Origin of the sequence: Dokdonia donghaensis DSW-1 (assembly GCF_001653755.1) — a bacterium.
GTDB lineage: Bacteria > Bacteroidota > Bacteroidia > Flavobacteriales > Flavobacteriaceae > Dokdonia > Dokdonia donghaensis.
This window is the reverse complement of sequence record NZ_CP015125.1, coordinates 60,001-80,748: the sequence shown is the minus strand read 5'-3', so window position 1 is coordinate 80,748 and position 20,748 is coordinate 60,001. Positions and strand designations below refer to the sequence as shown.

The window sequence follows — 20,748 nt, the reverse complement described above, 5'->3', positions numbered from 1 at the left end:
GTTGAGGGTGATTACGCTTTCGCGAAAGCGTAAAAAATTATAATCCTGCAGCGTTGTATAACTTGGCCTTAGCAGTGAGTTGTTTTACCAGTAGTGCGTTAGACTTGAGTCTTGAATCTATAAGCTTTTGCTCGCGTGAGTTGATAAGAAAGAGTGAGCTACCTCCTAAAAAGAATTTACGTTCTTCGGCCTTTACAAGTGCTTCATAATCTGTTACGATATTTGCAATAAGTGTATTTTGGGTAGCCAGAGATGTGATTTCTGCCTGTGTGGCTTCTAGTTTGTTTTGTATAGAAAGGGTGCTTGCGCTACGCTCATACTCTGCATCTTGTACCTTTATTTTTGCAAGCCTAAGGTCTCCACGTTCTTTACGTAAAAATATAGGGAAGCTTACATCTACAAAGGCCTTATAGTTTGCCGTATTGAGACTATTGAGTTGGTCTCCATCTGGAGTTAAGAAGTTGTATTGCAAGTTTACCTTAGGTAAAAGCTTATTTTTCTTAAGAAATCTATCTACTTCTAAACTATTGATTTTTGCGTCTAGACTTCTCAATTTAGGGTGGTTTGCCATAAAAACTGAGACGTCTGTGATACCAGCTAGTAGGAGTGAGGCATCAAGTACCGTAAGGTCTGGAAACACTGGGTTTACTGTCTCATTTATTTCTAATGGGATACCGTCTAGCCATAAAAAGTTACTCACCACAAGGCGAGCTTTTTGCGCTTTGAGTGTTGCGGCTTCGAGATTGAGTCGTCTGTTTTGCTCTGTAATACGAGCTTCGGTAATATCTATAGCGGCCTTATCACCCTCTTCTACACTGCGCTCTACTGCTTTACGTCTAGTCGTTGCATTTTTTAAAAAGGTGGTGTAGATACGTTTTTCATTTTCTGCCTCTAGCCAGTCAAAATAGGCCAGACTTCCTTCAAATATGAGATTATTGACCAGCAAGTCCCTATCTGCCTGTGTTTGTTGTTCAAAAAAGCGAGCCTTTTTGAGTGTGGCCATACGATCATTAATGAGAAGACCTTGTGCAAGAGAAAAAGATACACCAGCACTGTACAGTCCATCTTCTGGTACGGTAAGGTTAGGATTGAGAAACTCTCCAGTATTTTCTTCAAAATTTCCTTTAAGCTCTATCCCGTACCACGTAGGAATTTTAAAAGTAGCATTGAGCTGGTCGTAGTACTCAGTCCCTTTAAACTTCTTGCGGTCGTAGTCTACCTCAATTTTGGGGTCAAATCCCCCTCGAGCTTTAAGTAAGTTTGCCTCGCCAGTAGTAAGTACAAGCTCTGCCTGTTTAATAAGTGGGTGGTGCTGCTTGACATAGCCTATAAACTCTTCAAAAGTAAAAGTGTTTTCTAGGGTTGAGACATTCTCTTGAGCGTGACTCACAGTAGTAAACAGACTTAACAAGCTTGTTAATATAATGAAAGTGTTTAATCTCATTACTTTTTATCTTTTACAGGTTCTTTTCCATCTGGTAAATAATAGTCTGCAGGGAAACCATTGAGCTGCCTCCATAGTTCATACCAGATAGGTACATCATTGAGTAAAGCAATAGTTTGTGCGCCGGAGCCTACACGAACGTTTTTTGGCCAGCTTTCGGCCTCTGGATCTGGAGCGATAAGAACTCTAAATTTTCCGTTACTACTTATAAAAGTTTCGACAGCCACCACGGTACCTCCATAGGTCCCGAAAGAAGCATCTGGCCACCCACTAAATACGATAGCCGGCCATCCGTCAAATTGTACACGTATACTCTCACCGGTATGTATGAGTGGTAAGTCTATAGGTCTTACAAAAGTCTCTACAGCTAGGTCATAGTCGGATGGCATAATGCCTACCAGTTGCTCTCCTTCTTTAAAAGTTTCTCCTATACCTGCTTTTATGGCCTTGTTTATATATCCATTTTGAGGAGCAACTACATATTGTAATGTGCTACGTATCTCATAATTAGTAGATGCATTGTCTAGTTTGCTTACCTGTGCTTCTGTGTCATACTGCGCAGAGGAGGCTGTAAATTTATCACTCTGAGCTTTACTTATTTTTTCGGCATAGGTAGCTTGTGTTCTAGAAATTTCTAGGGTTGCATTAAGCACCTCATTTTGACTCGCTAGTAACTTATTTTCTTGAGAGATAAGTTTTGCCTCTGTCTCTTGTAATTTAAGGCGCTTATCTTCTACCTCTGCTGTACTTTTTAAACCTTCAGATTGTAATGTTGCGGTACGGTCGTACTGTGTTTGAGCAATATCTCTATTTGTTCTTGCAGCTACTAGGTCTATACTATCACTTTGCACCTTGTAGCGTGCTTGTTTAAGTTTATTTTCTGCCTGTTGTAGTTTTAAACTGCGCTCACGCTGTAAAGCCCCTAGCTGATTTACTAGCGCTTGTACTTTAGATTTATAAGAGCCTACGGCATTACTTTTTGCATCACGCTGCTGTCTAGTTCTTTCGGCAAGAAGAGGATCTTGATATTCATTTTTTATTTCAGAAATGCGCAGTATAGTGTCGCCCTTCTTTACATAATCTCCCTCGCGTACAAACCATTGTTCTATACGTCCCGGTATTTGAGACTGTATGGTTTGCGGTCTTTGGTCTGGTGTGAGAGTGGTTACAAATCCTTTTCCTGTAACATTTTGAGTCCAGGGTAAAAAGAGGATAATCACGCCTATAATGGCAAAGGCCACGAGAAATCTATTAAAGTACTTAAAGTGCTGTTTTTTTTGCGCTTTCGCGAAAGCGGAATACCCACGTATATCCACCTTCTTGTTAAGTTGATTTTCAGATATATTAAGCATTTAGTTTTTCTTTTGAGTTATGATTTTTCCATTCTCGAGTTTGATATATCGAGTACATAGTGTCTGCCAGTCTTTATTATTACTAGAGACAGCGAGTGCCCAAGGTCTATCTGGGTGGATGAGGTAATCCATAATCGCGCGTGCCTCTGTACTTTCAAAATGCTCAAGAGCATCTTTGATAAGTAGCACTCTAGGCTCGTGTACTATTGCCCTTGCAAGCAAGATGCGCTTAGATATGGTATGCGGGATTTGCTGTCCTTCTGGAAAGAGCATTGTACGCAAACCATTAGTTTGCTGTCTCACAAAATCTTGCAGGCCTACTATTTTTATAACCTCGTTAAGTCGCTCTTGAGAAATCTCTTTATTGCCAAATGTGATATTTTCTAGTATCGTGCCCTCAAAAGGATTTTGTTCTGGGAGTACTTGCCCTATTTGAGACCTATATGCATTAGGGCGAAGGCCCTTGAGAGATAGATCGTTTATATAAATAGCACCAGCGGTAGGCTCTATAATCCCAGAGATAAGTTTTAATAAAGTAGTTTTACCAGACCCAGACACCCCATCTATGAGTAGCCTGTCTTTTGTCTCTATTTTGAGTTTTATGTTTGAGAGTATATCACCCGTTTGTGGGGTTGCGTAGGTTACATTATCTATTTGAATATCTGTGTCTTTATGATTTTCAAAAGGATCAAAACCTACCTGAGGATCTATCTCTTTATCTACCACTTGCCCTATTTTTTCTAAAGATGTAAGTACATCATAAAAACTCTCAAGCCCTGTAATAAGTTTTTCTACAGAGCTTATTACGAGTAAGATTATAATCTCTGCAGCCACAAACTGACCTATGTTCATTTGCTGGTTTAGAACTAATAGTCCACCTATAAGTAAGAGTCCCGCAGTGACAAGCACTTTAAAGCCTATCATTTGTATAAACTGTATAACCAGAATTCTAAAGTGACTCTCTCTAGCCTCAAGGTATTTTTCGGTAAGTGTGTTATTGCGCTCCATAGCCAGTGAGGTGCGGCCCGAGAGTTTAAAACTTATAAGTGATCTCGCTATTTCTTGTAGCCAGTGTGCCACTTTATACTTACCCTTAGATTCTGTAAGACTGGTTTGTAGCCCTCTTAATGCGGTAAATTTAAAAACGAGATACACTAAGATGACAAGTAAAAAACCGTAAATAATAAAAAATGGATGGTAAAAGGAGAGCAGCATTAAACCAAAAACAATTTGTAATATCGCCGCTGGAAAATCTAATAATATTTTTGATAATCCTTTTTGTACCGTAAGAGTATCAAAAAATCTATTTGCAAGCTCTGGAGGGTAAAAATCACGTAATTCGCTCATTTTTATTTTAGGAAAACGATAAGCAAATTCAAAAGATGATCTTGTAAAAATCTTTTGCTGTATATTCTCTAGTATACGTATTTGCATAAGTTGCAGTATTCCTTGAAAGGCAACACCTAGTGTTACGAGTACAACAAGCACAATCCAAGAGGTACTCACTTGCGCACCCTGTATTAAGTTTATAATCGCTTGTATACCCAGAGGTAGTGTGAGTGCTACTAGACCTGCAAAAATCGCATAAAATAAAATTTGCTTTATATCTCGTCTATCGAGTTTAAGCATATTTAGAAAACGTTTCCAAGGAGTCATTTCTTTATTCATAATAAGATGTGTCTTTATATAATGCAACTATTTAATAGCATTAAGTACTAATTCCTTATAAAATTCTGTAATGTTATTTTTTCCTTCACATACATTTGTAAGTGATGGTAAATGTTTTGAAAAGTAGCGTTGGTGATGTGCGCCCTCTATTACCGTAGAGATAAGCATATGGGGGTACTCATACGAAGGGTGTATATCTGTAACAAAGTCACTCACACGCTGTACCACTCGCTTATAAGTTTTATAGTATCCCTTTGAGTTTTCTTTATCTATATCTTTAGTGTGGTATGCTTTTGATGATTCCGCTACTATTATGCGGTGCAGGATTACTTCGTTTACATAAGATATACTCGTGTCTTCTATAACATCTTTAGTAAGGAGTTCTATACAAGATAGCAGTTTTACAGAAGGGTCACTTACGTTAGTAGTCGCAAAAACAATTTTGTACTCAATCCAACTCCAGTACCAGCTTACAAGATATACTAGAAGAGTGTGTTTGCTTTCAAAATATCGGTATATCGAGCTCTCATTAGAGTTAATTGCAAGGCCAAGCTTCTTAAAAGTAAACTTTTCAAAACCTAGCTCATCTATCATCTCAATACTCTTACTCACGATCTTACGACCTAGGTCTGTGGTCTCTGGATCACGAGTGTACAAGGCTGGATCTATTGTGATTTGTATGCGTAATCTTTCCATATCACAAAGATATGATAGTAATACTATTATAATTAAAAGTTTAACTATTTGTTGTGAAAGTGATGCATTTTGTTGAGGTAGCAACAGTTGTAATATAGCCTATAGACGTAAAATATAATTATATTGTAAAGAAAGTCTCTACGTGTGTAAACTTTTATAATTCTAAGGAGCACGATGGCTAGAGCCTATCTGAATAGGGAGTTTCCCGCTTTACATTGCAATTCCTCACGCCGGCCTTGCCAGGCAGTTGCGGGATTTTCATTGCAATCGGGGCTATAGAGTAAAGCTATTGGATCTCTTTGGTTTTGAATGCTATAAAGTAAAAGTTAAACAAATTACTTCTGACTTAGTTCCATTTCCAAAGTTTCAAGATTATACTATGGTTTCATTTCTACACAGAGGTTTTATCCACAATTCTTCTTTAATTAAATTGTTGCAAATGAATGTTTAAAATTTGTTAGTGCACTATGAGTTCTTAAGACCTATCGCTTTAAAGTAAAGTGCCCATTAACCGTTCTCTGTGTCCCTAAGTCATCTACCTCTGTAAACTCTACTCTAAACCAGTAGTCGTTACTCGGCATCGGTTGTCCATTAAAAGTACCGTCCCATCCTGGGCTTGTAGGGCTTAGTTGTTTTAAGAGCTTCCCGTATCTATTAAAGATAAAAATCTTCGCATTCAGGTTAGGATCTACCCCTAGCCCTATGATATTCCACGTGTCGTGAAAACCATCTGCATTAGGTGTAAAGAAACGTGGGTAATCGATGATCCCTATCTCAAACTCAGAGATCGAACAGTTACCACTTGCTAGTCTTCCAAAAATGGTATGTGTTCCTGGAGTCACATTTGTAAAAGTCGTACTACTCTGGAACGGGCCATCATCTAGAGCAAACTCATACTCAGAGTTAGGATTTGCTCCCGTGATGTTGATCACCTCTACCGTGTATAATCCGCTACTGTTAAAAGAAGGTTCTAGTACAATCGCCTCAAACACCGGCGCGCTCTCTGCCGTATATACCGCCTCTGCTAGGTAATCACACTCCGTACCATCTACATACGTAGCTGTAACCAGCACCTGGTAGGTTCCTGCAGCATCTACAGTCACCACAGGATTTAGTGATATCAATGCACCATCTAGTGTCCACGCATAGCTATAAGTCACCCCAATCTGAGGATCTTCTACCGTACCATCTATCGTAAACGGATCAAGCGCTTCACCCGTAATCTCATCCACACAAATCTGTCCGCCCTCATTGCTAAGGTCTGTATATGGTAGTGGTTGTACAAAAATCTCAAAGTCTACCACCATCGTACTCTCACAGTTACTAGCTGTATTAACCGCTCTAGCATAAATAGTCTGTGGGTTACTTGTATTCACATAAGCACTAGGCGTGTCTATCGCATTTATCATTGCCTCTGCATCTGCCAGGCTGGTGTAGTAAGTAACAGAAGTGCCAGCTACCCCACCGGTAATCATCGCATTTTGCTGGGTAAGGTCAAAGGTAGCCTCATCTTGGTTAGGCGCAACATTAATCCCAAGATCATCAGCACACTGTACCATATTATCTGCTGGAGACACCTCTGGACGGCTCTCTACCGTAAAGATGATGCTTGTAAAGTTCACACAACCCGTGGTGTTATCTTCAATACGCACAAACAGCTCCTCACCATCTGCCACCGTGTATGGCGAACTTAGTGCAGCCGTGTTTGCCTCTGCCTGCACCAGTAACTGGTGATAGCTTATCGTAAAATCACTCGTTACCTGTGGCGCCGCAAGAATCCCTATCTCATCTGCCAGGGTCGTAAGATCAACACTTCCCATTGTATCATCTCCATCAAATTCTTCACAGAAGGTATAATCAATAGGTCCCGCTTCTGCCAATACAGGTAGCGGATTTACAATCACCTCAAAAGGCACAATCACATAACATAAGTTTCCGTCGCTGTCTAAGTCATCATCGCCCGGTACATTACGTTCCACACGTGCGTAGAGCGTTTGGTTACCAGATGTGGTATTGATAAAGTTAGTGACATCTGCCACTGCAAGCGTTGGGTCGTCTGGGTTCGCTTCCGCGAAAGCGAGATCCGTATACACTAAGATATCTACAGGCTCCCCTCCGCCTATCTGAGCAATCACACCCGTAAGATCAAAGCTCTCAAAACCATCGGTATCTGAACCAGAGCCAGCGTCAATCACCCCATCGCCATCAGTATCAATATCTGTCGTGGCATCACATACCTCCACGGCATCTGGCATTGTGTTAGGCGTAGGTAATGGTAACACCTCAATGTCAAAAGTAGTCTGGTCGGTACATCCTGCTGCGCTAGAGACTACTGCCTGTATCGTCTGTGGGTTCTGAATGTTTGTATAAGCTGTAGGGTCTGTAATAGGAGTATCACTCATCTGGTCTGCAAGACTTGCATAATAGGTCACAGATAGTAATGGATCACCACCGGTAAGACTTGCCTCATTAACCGTAAGGTCAAATACATTAAAGGTATCTGCATCATCATCACAAACCATTAGATCTAGATCATCATTTGCTGGGTTTGCCGTAGGTGGGCTTTCTACAGAGATTTCAAAAGAGCTCACTGCAGCACAGATATTTGGACTACCATCATTTACTTGTAAACGTACCCAGATTACCTCAAGTGGTGTCATCTGTGTTGCGTTATAGTTGGCTGGATCAATAATTGGGTTGTTACCCGTTTCTGCATCTGCTAGGGTATTGTGATAGGTAATGACAAGCGTGGTTGCATCTTGTGTCCCTATGATGGCAACCTCATTTTGAGTAAGGTCTATGATTTCCATCAGGTTATTATCATTATCACACTCGGTAAGTGTTTCAAGGGCTGCAGGAATCTCTGGGATAGGATACACCACAAGCTCAAACTCATAAATCTTAGTACAAGCCGTTGCCGTTGCAGGGTTGGTATCTTGTGCTACCACATACAGTGAGGTCATCCCTGTGATGTTGTTATAAGGAACGGTAATATCTATCTGCCCTGCTCCCGTGTCTGCCGTGGCATTATCTAGGGTTTCATAAAAACGTAGGGTGATATCTGTAAGCGTTGCTAACAAGTCATCATTATATTGTTGCAAGTCAAAGGCTCCAAAACCATCATTATCTTCATCACAAGCTATCGCTTCTGGTAAAGGTTCTCCAATAACAGGTAGCGGATTAACCTGTAGGTCTACCGTAGTCTCTGCACCACACATTCCTGCATCACTACTACTTACTAAGATAAAAAGCGTCTGCGGACTAGTACCATCATTGATATATGCCGCTGGTGTGGCAATAGCATTTGCAATACCTGCATCTAGGTCTGCTTGCGACTCATAGTAGGTCACGGTAAGGGCTGGATCTCCACCGGTAATACCTGCATCAAGGCTGGTAAGGTCAAAAGTAGTAATCCCATCATCATCGGTTCCTACGAGGGCACCCGCACTATCACAGGCTTCAAAAAGTCCTGGTGGGGTGATGGTAGGAATCATTGCGATGTTTAGATTAAAAGTACCTACTACAGTACAACCTGTTGCGGTGTCTTCTAGACGTACCCACAGCTGGGTTACCGGTGCACTGGCAAGGTAGTTTACAGGGTCTGCAATAGGCATATCTGCCGCACTGCCTACCATTGCTTCTGCACTGGCAAGTGTCTCGTGATACGTAAGGGTTACAGCTGCTGGGGTTTGTGTCCCGTAGATCACGGCATCGTTTTGTGTAAGGTCAAACAGCGCTTGCCCGTCCCCATCATCATCACACTCGGTAAGGTCTGGGATAGTGGTAGGTAGTACCGGTGCAGGTTGCACGATAAGTTCTAACTCTACGATACGGTAACACTCAGTGCTGGTAGCAGGGTCTGTATCTGTAGCTCTTACATAAATAGTTCTTGATACCGTCTGGTAGGCTGCTGGGTTTGCAATGGCTGGTGTACCTAGCTCTGCAGCGGCAATTGTCTCGTGGAAGGTAAGTCCCACAAAGGCCTCGCCATTAATAATGTCTGTCGTTACTTGACCTGTAAGATCAAAAATAGCATCCCCATCATTATCTGGGTCGCCATCATTTGCCATTGTATCACACTCCTCTACCGGTGCTATGGTGGTAGGTGATGGTAATGGATTTACCACTAAGGTTAAGGTGATGGTCTCATAACAAGCCGTTACAATATCTTCTACACGTACAAAGATGGTTTGGTTTGCCATTACTACATTCTGATACATATCTGTAAGTACGGGCGTACCGGCATCTGCATCTGCTTGGGTGAGGTGATAGCTCACACTCCAATCGTCATTACCACCGGTAATCTCATCATCACGGCTACGTAAATCAAAGCTTGCAAACTCATCGGTATCACTACCACTTTCTATATCATCACAGAGCTCATATTCGGCAGGTTGGGTAGGGGTTGGTAATGGGTTTACAATAAGTTCTAAAGGGGCAATATTACTACAGAAGGTCATTGTAGTGGTCATCTGTGCAGTGTCGGTTACTAGGGCATATACGGTAGCGGTATTGCTCGTATAAGCGTTAGGAGTTGCAATGGCAGGAGCTCCAGCTTCCGCGGAAGCGAGAGAAGAAAACCACTCTACCGTATGCATTGTAGGGTCTAAACCACCTAAGATATTAGCTTCTTGCGTACTCAAATCAAATATTTGAAGCCCATCGGTATCGTCATCACACAGCGCGTATGGAAGCGCATCTTGGTTAGGCATCGGGGTGTTGAGCACACGCAGGGTAAGCGGTGTAGTGCTGTAACAACCGGCATCGTTAAAAACGCGAGCATATACAATTTGCTCAAAAGGCTCATTGTTGATATACATCATATTATCAAGCTCCTGACCCACCGGTGCATTATCTGCATCTGCCTGGGTGAGGTAATAGGCTACAGTAAGGGTTGGGTCACCACCGGTGATTTCGGCGTCTCTAGAGGAGAGCACGAAGAAGTCAAAAACACCGTCGTTATCATCATCACACTCCTCATAATCTGCAGGGGTTACGGGTACCGGCACTGGGAAGCTACGCACACTAAGATTTACTGTTGAGTAGCAAGCCGTCGTATTATCGGTCACACGAGCCACTACAATCTGAGGGTTGGTGGTCATTGTAAACATTGTTTTGTCTGGGATACTTGCATCACCAGCATCGGCCCCAGCCTGGTCTAAGTGGTAGGTGATGGTAAGGTTTGCATCAAAACCACCCGTAATCTCAATATCTTTTGAAGAGAGGTCTACCGTGGTAAGTCCATCTATCACACCATCATCATCACAAACTTGAAGTTCGGTAGGCGTGGTGAGTACAGGGTTCTGGTTTACGATGAGCTCAAAGTTCATTGCCAGGTTGACAAAATCAAACGTAGTACAGCCCGTAGTGGCATTCTCAAGACTGTAATAAATGGTCTGAGGGTTGCTACTGTTTGAAAAAGCAGTAGGGTTAGCAATGGCATTCATCGCCGTGTAATTCCCTACATTTTCATAATAAGTAACTAGAATATTAGGATCACCGCCCGTAATCTCGGCATCGTTCTGGGTTAAATCAAATTGAGCAGCATTTGCGATAGGTGAACATTCTTCAAGTGAAGAGATGTTGGGTAGAAAAGTGGGGTTAGCCTCCACATTAAGCAATACGTGTATCCCTAGACCACGACAGTCGTTTGCAGTATCGCCATCTACACGTACCCAAATACCTTGCTGTCCATTTGTATCTGTATAGGTGAGGTTATTTGTATAGGCATCAATAGTTGCCGTAATAGGATTGGTCTCTGTTTCTGCTTCTTGCTGGGTTTCGTAATAGCTTACAGTAAGCATCTGTCCAGCAGGAAATAAAGCTAGCACTTGTGCTGTAGCATCAGAAAAATCAAATAATGACTGACCATCACTATCTGTATCACACTCAAAATATTCTAATTGAAAAGTATCAGGAATCTCTGAAGTATCTACCTCAAGGTCAATCTGAGCCTGACGTGTACATCCATTTATGGTAGAAATGGTAACGCTTATGGATTCGTTGTTTTGTATTTGGTTTGTGTACGCTGTAGGATTAGCTATTGCAGCACCACTAAGGTCATAATATAGAAATGTCTCATTTTCAGAATCACTACTTAATAAAACTTGCGCCTCAGTTAGATTAAAGAACGCAAAGCCATCTTGATCAATATCACATTGACTTAGTGATACAGGAGAATTTATAACTGGTAAAGGTGCTACAACTATATTAAAAGTAACAATAGCAAAGCAGGCATCGTTTTGAGTGTTTGATACTCTTGCCGTGATAGGTTGTACTTCTGCATCAGTATTAATAAATGTGGTGGGTAGAGCATCATTGTTTGCATTTGCATCTCCTGGATTATCGTGATATGTAACTGTGAAAATTGCAGGATCTTGACCATTGAGAATATCATCGTCTAGTGTAGATAAGTCGAAGGTAGTAAACTGATTTGTGTCATCTCCATCTGCACTGTCATCGCACACTATATATGATCCAGGAGAGTTTATAACTGGTAAAGGTGCTACAACTATATTAAAAGTAACAATGGCAAAGCAGGCATCGATTTGAGTGTTTGATACTCTTGCCGTGATAGGTTGTACTTCTGCATCAGTATTAACAAATGTGGTGGGTAGAGCACCATTGTTTGCATTAGCATCTTCTGGGTTATCATGGTATGTAACTGTGAAAATTGCAGGATCTTGACCATCCAGAATATCATCATCAAGTGTAGATAAGTCAAAAGTAGTAAACTGGTTTGTGTTATCTCCATCTGCACTGTCATCGCACACTATGTATGATCCAGGGTCTGTAGCTGTAGCTTGCGGTATAATAGTTAAAGTAATGTCTGTAAAATCTGCGCAGTTATTGTTACTTACATTTTCTATTCTGGCAGTAATAGTTTCTGTGCCGGTAACAGTAAAATTAGTAGGAGTTGTAATTAGATTAGTTTCTGAAGAAGCATCTGTAGGAGTGGGGTAGAAGTCTATATTATATAATGTATCACTTTGAGTTCCTAGGATAATACTGTTAAGAGTTGTCAAGTCAAAGTTCTCTACTCCATCTGCAGAGCTATCATCGCAAATGTTTTGTGTAGGAACTGCATTTGCTGTGGGTTGACTGTCTACTATGAGGTCAATAGCGGTGGTGTCAAAACAAATCGAACTAGAGTTACCCTCTATTCTGGCGTAAATGATTGTGCTTGTTGTTTCATAAGCAGTAGGAGTAACAAAAGGCATTATATTATCAATAGCTTGTTGCTCTGTAGCGTGCCAGCTTACTGTAAAATTTGAAGCGCTTTGAGTACCTAAAATGATACTTTCGGTCAACATTTCTAAGTTGAAAATCGCAGTACCATCATTTGTATTATCATCACATATACGTACTGGCGGAACAGTGTTTGCTATTGCTTCATCTGTAATAGTTACGGTAAAGCTCAGTTCATCTGGACACATATCTGGGTCTGCGGGATTTTCATCATAAACAAATACAGTGGTTGTTGTGGTGATGGGAGTTGTCCAGTCTATAAGCGCAGTAGTAGGGTCAGATTGTAGAGCTGTGTAATATTGAGGGTTGTTGAGAAAATTTCCCGAAAGGGTAGCAGGGTCAGCGAGTGTAAAAGTTTCACAAGCAGTAATATCACCTATAACATTAATAGAAGGGTTGTCAACTAGGGTTATTGTGATATCAACATCTATAGGGTTGCAGTCTCCCACGGCGACGTAGTTATATATAAGTGAAGGATTAGATATGGGATCTGTGGTAGGGTCAAAAATATCTGTACCACTATCTAAAGGAGGTGTCCAAGTTCCTCCTGTGGGCGGATTACCATCAAACCGTTCTAAAAGGTTTATGGGGCCAGCAGCAGTACATATATCTGTATCTGTATCTTCTGGTGTTACAGCAAATCCAGAGTAATATCCGCCAAAACCAGCGGCAAAATTTGCTCCTACTAAGCCAACGGCAATGGGACCCTCTGAGAGAACTGTGATATCTCCCGTTTGATTAATAACATTGTAAGTTACCCAATCTGGTGTTCCAGGATTAGCAAGTGCAGACATAGCAGGCAATATTGTTCCATTTACGATAACTTGATCGCCTACAGCAGATGTAATAAAAATACGACCTTCGTAAGCATTAAAAACAGGGGAAATCTCATTTACAGAAGGAATAAGATTAACCTCATTTTGGAAAAAGCAACTCAAGGGTGGCACAAATACCATACCTGGTGTAGCATTTGCTACATCTGTACCAATGTCTCCTCCAATAAGTTGATAAACATAAACCGATTTACCACCTCCCGTACTTAAATACATATTTCTATGAGGTTCTCCGAGAATATTTGGAAGAAACAAATCATTATCTCTTATAAATTCAAAATCACCAGGATTAGTTAACGTAAATAAAAAATTACCATTAATAGAAACATCCGTATTTGCTTCCGTTGCGATAACTAATATTCTCTCCAAAACATCACTGCCATTACCTCTGACTAGCATATACTCTTCACCAACAAGACGTTCTTGTACAATCTGATCGATTAATATATCCGATCCTCCTTGGCCTATAGAAGGGTCATTGGCATTTATATTTCCAGTCGTAACTACGATAGGGTGAGCGTCATCTTGCGATGTTATTAGTGCGCCAATAAAGCCATCATCATTACCAGGAGTAGATGCACCACTGTATCCAGATAATGTATAAGACTCACCTGCATTGAGCGTTATAGTCAGCACATCATCAGTTATGTTTGGTTCGAAAACTACATCCGTTTCATAATCTGATACAGTTATGATTGTATTATCTTCAACAGCCATAAAGGAAGAGAAAAAATTGTGGTTATCAATTGTATTATTAAGTTCGGAAAAACCCACTCTAAACCTAGTGCCTAAGGCATCATCACCTTTTGCAGTTAAATAGCCAGAATGATTCGAGCTTAAAGACTGTACGCGTAAACTTGTATAAATTAATTCAGGAGCTTCTATAATTAATCCCTTATTTGATAAAGGAGAATTCAATTCGGTAATATCAACAAGAGCGCTTTGATCTACATTAAATGATGCGGGTGATCCAGCAGCTATTGTTACAGTTCCTAATAAGGTTCCATTACCAAGAGAAATGTTTACAGTAATAGGGTCTATCCCATTTGTATCTGGGTCGTCATAAGGTGTAGATAAGTATACATAGGCAGATGTAATATCTTGTCCTCCCACGTCTCTCGCGTGTAACGGCGGTAAATAATGAGTACTACTCAGTTGTGCAAATACAGGAAGTGTACATAGCGTGAGTACTATTAGTAGGGCGTAGTTTTGGATTTTCATAACCTCTAGTTGGTATAAGGTGTGCCTTAAAAATAGTGATATTTTGACTATTAGGGTACTAGAGGGGAGGTAATTGTCTGCCTTTGGAGGTGTGAGGTGTTATATTCCGCTTTCGCGAAAGCGTAAACACTCTTGTAAACTACAGAGGTAAACACCGTAAGTAAATGAGTTTAAAAACAAAAATCCCGCTCAAAAGAGCGGGATTTTATATAAGTGAGATGTATTATTAAATGAGGCTTGCGCCTTACTTTACTTTATTAATTATTGCTTCAAACGCTTCTGGGTGGTTCATAGCAAGGTCTGCAAGTACCTTACGGTTAAGCTCGATTCCATTTGCTTTAACTCCTCCCATAAACTGAGAATAAGACATACCGTGCATACGAGCACCCGCATTAATACGAGTAATCCATAATGAACGGAAATTTCTTTTCTTCTGACGACGGTCTCTGTATGCATAAGACATTGCTTTGTCTACTGCATTTTTTGCAACTGTCCATACGTTTTTACGTCTTCCAAAGTATCCTTTGGCTTGCTTCATCACCTTTTTTCTTCGGGCTCTTTTAGCAACTGAATTTACTGATCTAGGCATAATTTAATGTGTTTTTGTAGCAGGCGACACACGCTGTGTGCTCTTGTGTATCTCACTCATAAGCGGCGAGACGGCCATACTCCAGGGTTTAAAAATAATTTGTTTTAACCGGTTAAAGTGATTACTTAAGGTTAAGCATCAATTTAACATTATTCTCATCTGCTTCGTGTACAAGACCGTCGTGCGTCAGAGCTAGCTTGCGCTTCTTAGATTTTTTTGTCAAAATGTGACTCTTAAAAGCGTGCTTTCTTTTGATTTTACCAGTTCCGGTAAGCTTAAAACGCTTCTTAGCACTGGATTTTGTTTTCATTTTAGGCATCTGTTCCTATTTTTTAAATTATCTCACTTATTTTCTTACTAAACCCTCCTTACTCATTGAGTAGGAGGGTTTTTATAATAACTACAGATCTTGAGTTACACTCGAGACTGTATTGTATTTATTTCTTTTTTGGTGCGATGAACATTGTCATACGCTTTCCTTCAAGTCTTGGGAGTTGCTCTACTTTTCCTAACTCTTCTAGCTCTTGAGCTAGTTTAAGAAGTAGTATTTCTCCTTTGTCTTTATAGATGATAGAACGACCTTTAAAGAAAACATACGCTTTAAGTTTTGCTCCTTCTTTAAGGAACTTCTCTGCGTGTTTCTTTTTAAACTCGTAGTCGTGATCATCTGTGTTAGGACCAAAACGAATCTCCTTGATTATCACTTTTGAGGCTTTTGCCTTCATTATCTTCTCGCGTTTCTTTTGCTCGTATACAAACTTTTTATAGTCTATAATCTTACAAACTGGCGGAGCAGCGTTAGGTGATATTTCAACAAGGTCTAGCTCTAGTTCGCTAGCTAGTGCTTGTGCTTTTTGGATAGGGTAAATCCCTACTTCCACATTGTCTCCCACTAGACGTACTTCTTTTGCACGTATCTTTTGGTTGATTTTGTGTTGGTCTTCCTTAATGATCCTTGCAGGACCTCTCGATCTTTTTCTACGTATTGCTATGGCTTTTCTATTTTAAATTAAACTTAATCAAATGTTTTCATTGTCGATGCAATCTCGGTAGATACAATTTTCGCGAAAGCGTCAATAGTCATACTACCTAAATCCTCACCACCGTGTCTTCTTACAGATATTGTGCCATCTTTTTCCTCTTGCTCTCCTATAATAAGCATAAACGGAAGTTTTTGCATCTCTGCTTCCCGTATTTTCTTACCCATAGTCTCGCCTCGGTTATCTATAAGGGCGCGAATTTCGTGATTTTCTAGCAAATTTAATACATTCTGAGCATATTTCTCATATTTCTCACTCAATGTCAGAATTGTAGCTTGCTGTGGCATAAGCCAGAGAGGGAAATTACCACCCGTATGTTCTAATAATATAGCAACAAATCGCTCCATACTGCCAAAAGGGGCACGGTGTATCATTACCGGCCTGTGCGTCTCATTGTCACTGCCTTTGTACTGTAATTCAAAACGCTCAGGCAAGTTGTAATCTACCTGTATAGTTCCTAGTTGCCAGCTGCGACCTAAGGCATCTTTTACCATAAAGTCTAGCTTAGGTCCATAAAATGCTGCCTCACCAGTTTCAACAACATAGTTAAGCCCTTTTGCTTTTGCAGCGTTAAGAATTGCATTTTCTGCTTTTACCCAGTTTTCGTCTTCTCCTATATATTTATCTGGATTTTCTGGATCACGTAAAGAGACTTGAGCTGTAAAGTCTTCAAACCCTAGTGAGCCAAAAACATAAAGAACCAAGTCTATTACTTTCATAAACTCTTCATCCAGCTGGTCTGGTGTACAGAAGATGTGTGCATCATCTTGAGTAAATCCTCTTACACGCGTAAGACCGTGTAGCTCTCCAGACTGCTCATATCGATATACGGTTCCAAACTCTGCAAAGCGCTTAGGTAGTTCTTTATAACTCCACGGGCGACTGTTGTATATCTCACAGTGATGAGGGCAGTTCATAGGTTTAAGTAAAAACTCTTCACCCTCGTTAGGTGTTTGTATAGGTTGAAAACTGTCTGCTCCATACTTTGCATAGTGGCCAGATGTTTCATATAATTCTTTTTGTCCTATATGTGGTGATACCACCATCTCGTAACCCTGTTTCTTTTGTGCAGCCTTAAGGAAGTTTTCTAAGCGTTCACGTAAAGCAGCTCCCTTAGGTAGCCATAAAGGTAAACCTTGACCTACGCGCTGTGAGAAGGTAAATAGTTCTAGTTCTTTTCCTAGTTTTCTGTGGTCACGCTTCTTTGCTTCTTCTAGAAGTTCTAGGTATTGTTTAAGATCTTTTTGTTTTGGGAAAGAAGTTCCATAAACACGAGTAAGTTGTGGTTTGTTTTCATCACCACGCCAGTATGCACCAGCAACACTCATAATCTTTACGGCTTTTATGATACCTGTATTAGGTATATGTCCCCCGCGACATAAATCTGTAAAGTCGTCGTGATCACAAAAAGTGATAGTACCATCTTCTAGATTTTCAATAAGTTCTACCTTAAACTCATTTCCTTCACCTTTATATTTATCAAGAGCTTCTTGCTTTGTTACAGATCGCATTTTAAAATCGTGCTTTCCACGAGCAATCTCGAGCATCTTATCTTCTATCTTCTTAAAGTCTTTATCAGAAATAGTTTGATCACCTAGATCAACATCATAATAAAAACCATTTTCTATAGCTGGGCCTATAGTAAGTTTTGCCCCAGGGTATAACTTTAATATAGCTTGAGCAAGCACGTGAGAAGAAGAGTGTCTAAAGGCAGTCTTCCCTTCATCATCATTCCAGGTAAATAAGGTAATCGATCCATCTTCTGTAAGTGGGGTAGAGGTCTCTACGGTCTCCCCATTAAATTTTGCAGAAATAACGTTGCGCGCCAGCCCCTCGCTGATGCTCTTTGCGACATCCATAGGAGTAGCTCCTTTGTCCATCTGTTTTACATTGCCATCTGGCAAAGTGATATTGATCATAGTTCGATTATTTATAAGAAGCAAAGATAGGATGTTCGATGTAGGTTTACAATAACTAGGTAATCTGTTTTACATTATATATAGGACAAAGTTTTTTACGCTTTCGCGAAAGGTGTTTTAATTTCAATTGATAGTATATCAGCGTTCTATGGTTTCAATAGCTGTTGTAGTTGGGTTTTTGAGAGCGATTTTAGAAATATTTCACATTTTTTCTTGTCAGGCTTGAACTTCTGTGTATCTTTGCCGTCCGTTTAAATGTGAGCGGTAGTTCTTGTAAATGTTTGTTTAATTGGCTTTAAAATTTATTTCAAATTATTTTCAAAAGATAGTTTGTAAAGTCAAAAAAGGTTGTAGTTTTGCAGCCGCTAACAAATAGATGTTTATTTGTAGGAGTTGTTCTTAGAATTGTTGTTTTTATTGCTTCAGAAAAAAATAATTTTTTTTCAAAATAAAGTTGTCAGTATTAAAAACAGTTGTATATTTGCACCCGCTTAGAGAGACAGTAACACATCTAGCGAAGTTCAAGTAATTTTTTTTGAATGTTTTGGAAGGATAAAAAGGGGTTCGATTCCTCTTGCATTAACATTGATTTTCTAGTTTTTAGGGATTAGGAAAAGTTCATTGACTTATTGAATTGACAGCGCGTATTAATATCTTCGGGTATTATTACAAAGAATTTGAAAACTAGAAGTTTATTATTGACCGGATATTTCGAGTTGTGAGGAGTTAATATTATTAACAACACACGATGAAGAGTTTGATCCTGGCTCAGGATGAACGCTAGCGGCAGGCTTAACACATGCAAGTCGAGGGGTAACAGGAGTAGCTTGCTATTTGCTGACGACCGGCGCACGGGTGCGTAACGCGTATAGAATCTACCTTATACTGGGGGATAGCCTTTGGAAACGAAGATTAATACCCCATAGTATTATTTTTTGGCATCATTAAATAATTAAAGTTTCGGCGGTATAAGATGACTATGCGTTCTATTAGTTAGTTGGTAAGGTAACGGCTTACCAAGACTTCGATAGATAGGGGTCCTGAGAGGGAGATCCCCCACACTGGTACTGAGACACGGACCAGACTCCTACGGGAGGCAGCAGTGAGGAATATTGGACAATGGAGGCAACTCTGATCCAGCCATGCCGCGTGTAGGAAGACTGCCCTATGGGTTGTAAACTACTTTTATATGGGAAGAATAAGGTCTACGTGTAGATTGATGACGGTACCATAAGAATAAGCACCGGCTAACTCCGTGCCAGCAGCCGCGGTAATACGGAGGGTGCAAGCGTTATCCGGAATCATTGGGTTTAAAGGGTCCGTAGGCGGGCATATAAGTCAGTGGTGAAAGTCTGTGGCTTAACCATAGAATTGCCATTGATACTGTATGTCTTGAATTATTGTGAAGTGGTTAGAATATGTAGTGTAGCGGTGAAATGCTTAGAGATTACATAGAATACCGATTGCGAAGGCAGATCACTAACAATATATTGACGCTGATGGACGAAAGCGTAGGTAGCGAACAGGATTAGATACCCTGGTAGTCTACGCCGTAAACGATGGATACTAGTTGTTTGGCCTTCGGGCTGAGTGACTAAGCGAAAGTGATAAGTATCCCACCTGGGGAGTACGTTCGCAAGAATGAAACTCAAAGGAATTGACGGGGGCCCGCACAAGCGGTGGAGCATGTGGTTTAATTCGATGATACGCGAGGAACCTTACCAGGGCTTAAATGTAGTCTGACAGCTTTAGAGATAGAGTTTTCTTCGGACAGATTACAAGGTGCTGCATGGTTGTCGTCAGCTCGTGCCGTGAGGTGTCAGGTTAAGTCCTATAACGAGCGCAACCCCTGTGGTTAGTTGCCAGCGAGTAATGTCGGGAACTCTAGCCAGACTGCCGGTGCAAACCGTGAGGAAGGTGGGGATGACGTCAAATCATCACGGCCCTTACGTCCTGGGCCACACACGTGCTACAATGGTAGGGACAGAGAGCAGCCACTGGGCGACCAGGAGCGAATCTATAAACCCTATCTCAGTTCGGATTGGAGTCTGCAACTCGACTCCATGAAGCTGGAATCGCTAGTAATCGGATATCAGCCATGATCCGGTGAATACGTTCCCGGGCCTTGTACACACCGCCCGTCAAGCCATGGAAGCTGGGGGTACCTGAAGTCCGTCACCGTAAGGAGCGGCCTAGGGTAAAACTGGTAACTGGGGCTAAGTCGTAACAAGGTAGCCGTACCGGAAGGTGCGGCTGGAACACCTCCTTTCTAGAGCTTGTCCCTGTTATTGTGCGTTATGTATTTTATGTATGTAGCTATATCTTTAATAAACAGCAAACGACTTACAGCCGAATGGTTAGTAATAGGTTTTGGTTTTCAATAGCTGTCGATTTAATTATTAATAAGGAAGTAGGAATTGAGTAAGTAAGAATTAGTTTTTACTAACAATTACACTTAATTGCTATAGACTATTAAGACAGTCTCATAGCTCAGCTGGTTAGAGCGCTACACTGATAATGTAGAGGTCGGCAGTTCGAGTCTGCCTGAGACTACTTTTTATGCTTTCGCGAAAGCTTTATAAATCGTGACGTTCATACGTATTACATTTTGAAGGAAATTTTAGAAGTTGAGAATCATTACTTCGTCATTCGAAATCTGATGTCATCATCTTGATTTCATAGAAATGGGGGATTAGCTCAGCTGGCTAGAGCGCCTGCCTTGCACGCAGGAGGTCATC

The 20,748-nt window shown here is 40.7% G+C and carries 9 protein-coding genes, 2 tRNA genes and 1 rRNA gene (1 of these 12 only partly in view); 3 read left to right on the top strand and 9 right to left on the bottom strand.

The features are described 5' to 3' along the window. Positions 1 to 37: 37 nt before the first annotated feature. The 9 genes from I597_RS00345 to thrS all read right to left on the bottom strand — a co-directional run bounded on the left by I597_RS00345 (position 38) and on the right by thrS (position 18,010). Positions 38 to 1,444 (bottom strand): TolC family protein, encoded by a 1,407-nt coding sequence (locus tag I597_RS00345; RefSeq protein WP_035325452.1) that lies wholly within the window; start codon positions 1,442 to 1,444, stop codon positions 38 to 40. Continuing rightward, positions 1,444 to 2,796, bottom strand: coding sequence for an HlyD family secretion protein (locus I597_RS00340; protein ID WP_035325450.1), 1,353 nt, complete (start codon positions 2,794 to 2,796; stop codon positions 1,444 to 1,446). Before I597_RS00340 ends, I597_RS00345 begins: the two co-directional genes overlap by 1 nt. Beyond that, positions 2,797 to 4,464, bottom strand: coding sequence for a peptidase domain-containing ABC transporter (locus I597_RS00335; RefSeq protein WP_035325448.1), 1,668 nt, complete (start codon positions 4,462 to 4,464; stop codon positions 2,797 to 2,799). It abuts the gene before it with no gap. A gap of 27 nt (positions 4,465 to 4,491) precedes the next feature. Then, positions 4,492 to 5,160, bottom strand: a complete 669-nt coding sequence (locus tag I597_RS00330; protein ID WP_035325446.1) for a TetR/AcrR family transcriptional regulator — start codon at positions 5,158 to 5,160, stop codon at positions 4,492 to 4,494. Positions 5,161 to 5,642: 482 nt separating this feature from the next. Continuing rightward, complete coding sequence (locus I597_RS00325; RefSeq protein WP_064497397.1) at positions 5,643 to 14,462, bottom strand: T9SS type B sorting domain-containing protein; 8,820 nt, start codon at positions 14,460 to 14,462, stop codon at positions 5,643 to 5,645. A 244-nt stretch (positions 14,463 to 14,706) separates the two neighbouring features. Beyond that, positions 14,707 to 15,051, bottom strand: coding sequence for a 50S ribosomal protein L20 (rplT, locus tag I597_RS00320; RefSeq protein ID WP_021778208.1), 345 nt, complete (start codon positions 15,049 to 15,051; stop codon positions 14,707 to 14,709). Positions 15,052 to 15,172: 121 nt separating this feature from the next. Then, positions 15,173 to 15,370, bottom strand: coding sequence for a 50S ribosomal protein L35 (rpmI, locus tag I597_RS00315; RefSeq protein WP_021778209.1), 198 nt, complete (start codon positions 15,368 to 15,370; stop codon positions 15,173 to 15,175). 118 nt (positions 15,371 to 15,488) lie between these two features. Then, on the bottom strand, positions 15,489 to 16,001 hold the full coding sequence (gene infC, locus I597_RS00310; protein ID WP_262485475.1) for a translation initiation factor IF-3: 513 nt from the start codon (positions 15,999 to 16,001) through the stop codon (positions 15,489 to 15,491). A 65-nt stretch (positions 16,002 to 16,066) separates the two neighbouring features. Beyond that, complete coding sequence (gene thrS, locus I597_RS00305) at positions 16,067 to 18,010, bottom strand: threonine--tRNA ligase (RefSeq protein WP_035325441.1); 1,944 nt, start codon at positions 18,008 to 18,010, stop codon at positions 16,067 to 16,069. Positions 18,011 to 18,755: 745 nt separating this feature from the next. Here thrS and I597_RS00300 point away from each other — a divergent pair. From I597_RS00300 to I597_RS00290, 3 genes are all read left to right on the top strand, one after another. After that, positions 18,756 to 20,279, top strand: a 16S ribosomal RNA gene (locus tag I597_RS00300). Between the two features lie 210 nt (positions 20,280 to 20,489). Continuing rightward, positions 20,490 to 20,563, top strand: a tRNA-Ile gene (locus I597_RS00295). A 133-nt stretch (positions 20,564 to 20,696) separates the two neighbouring features. Beyond that, positions 20,697 to 20,748: transfer RNA gene (locus I597_RS00290), tRNA-Ala, on the top strand (it continues 22 nt past the right edge of the window).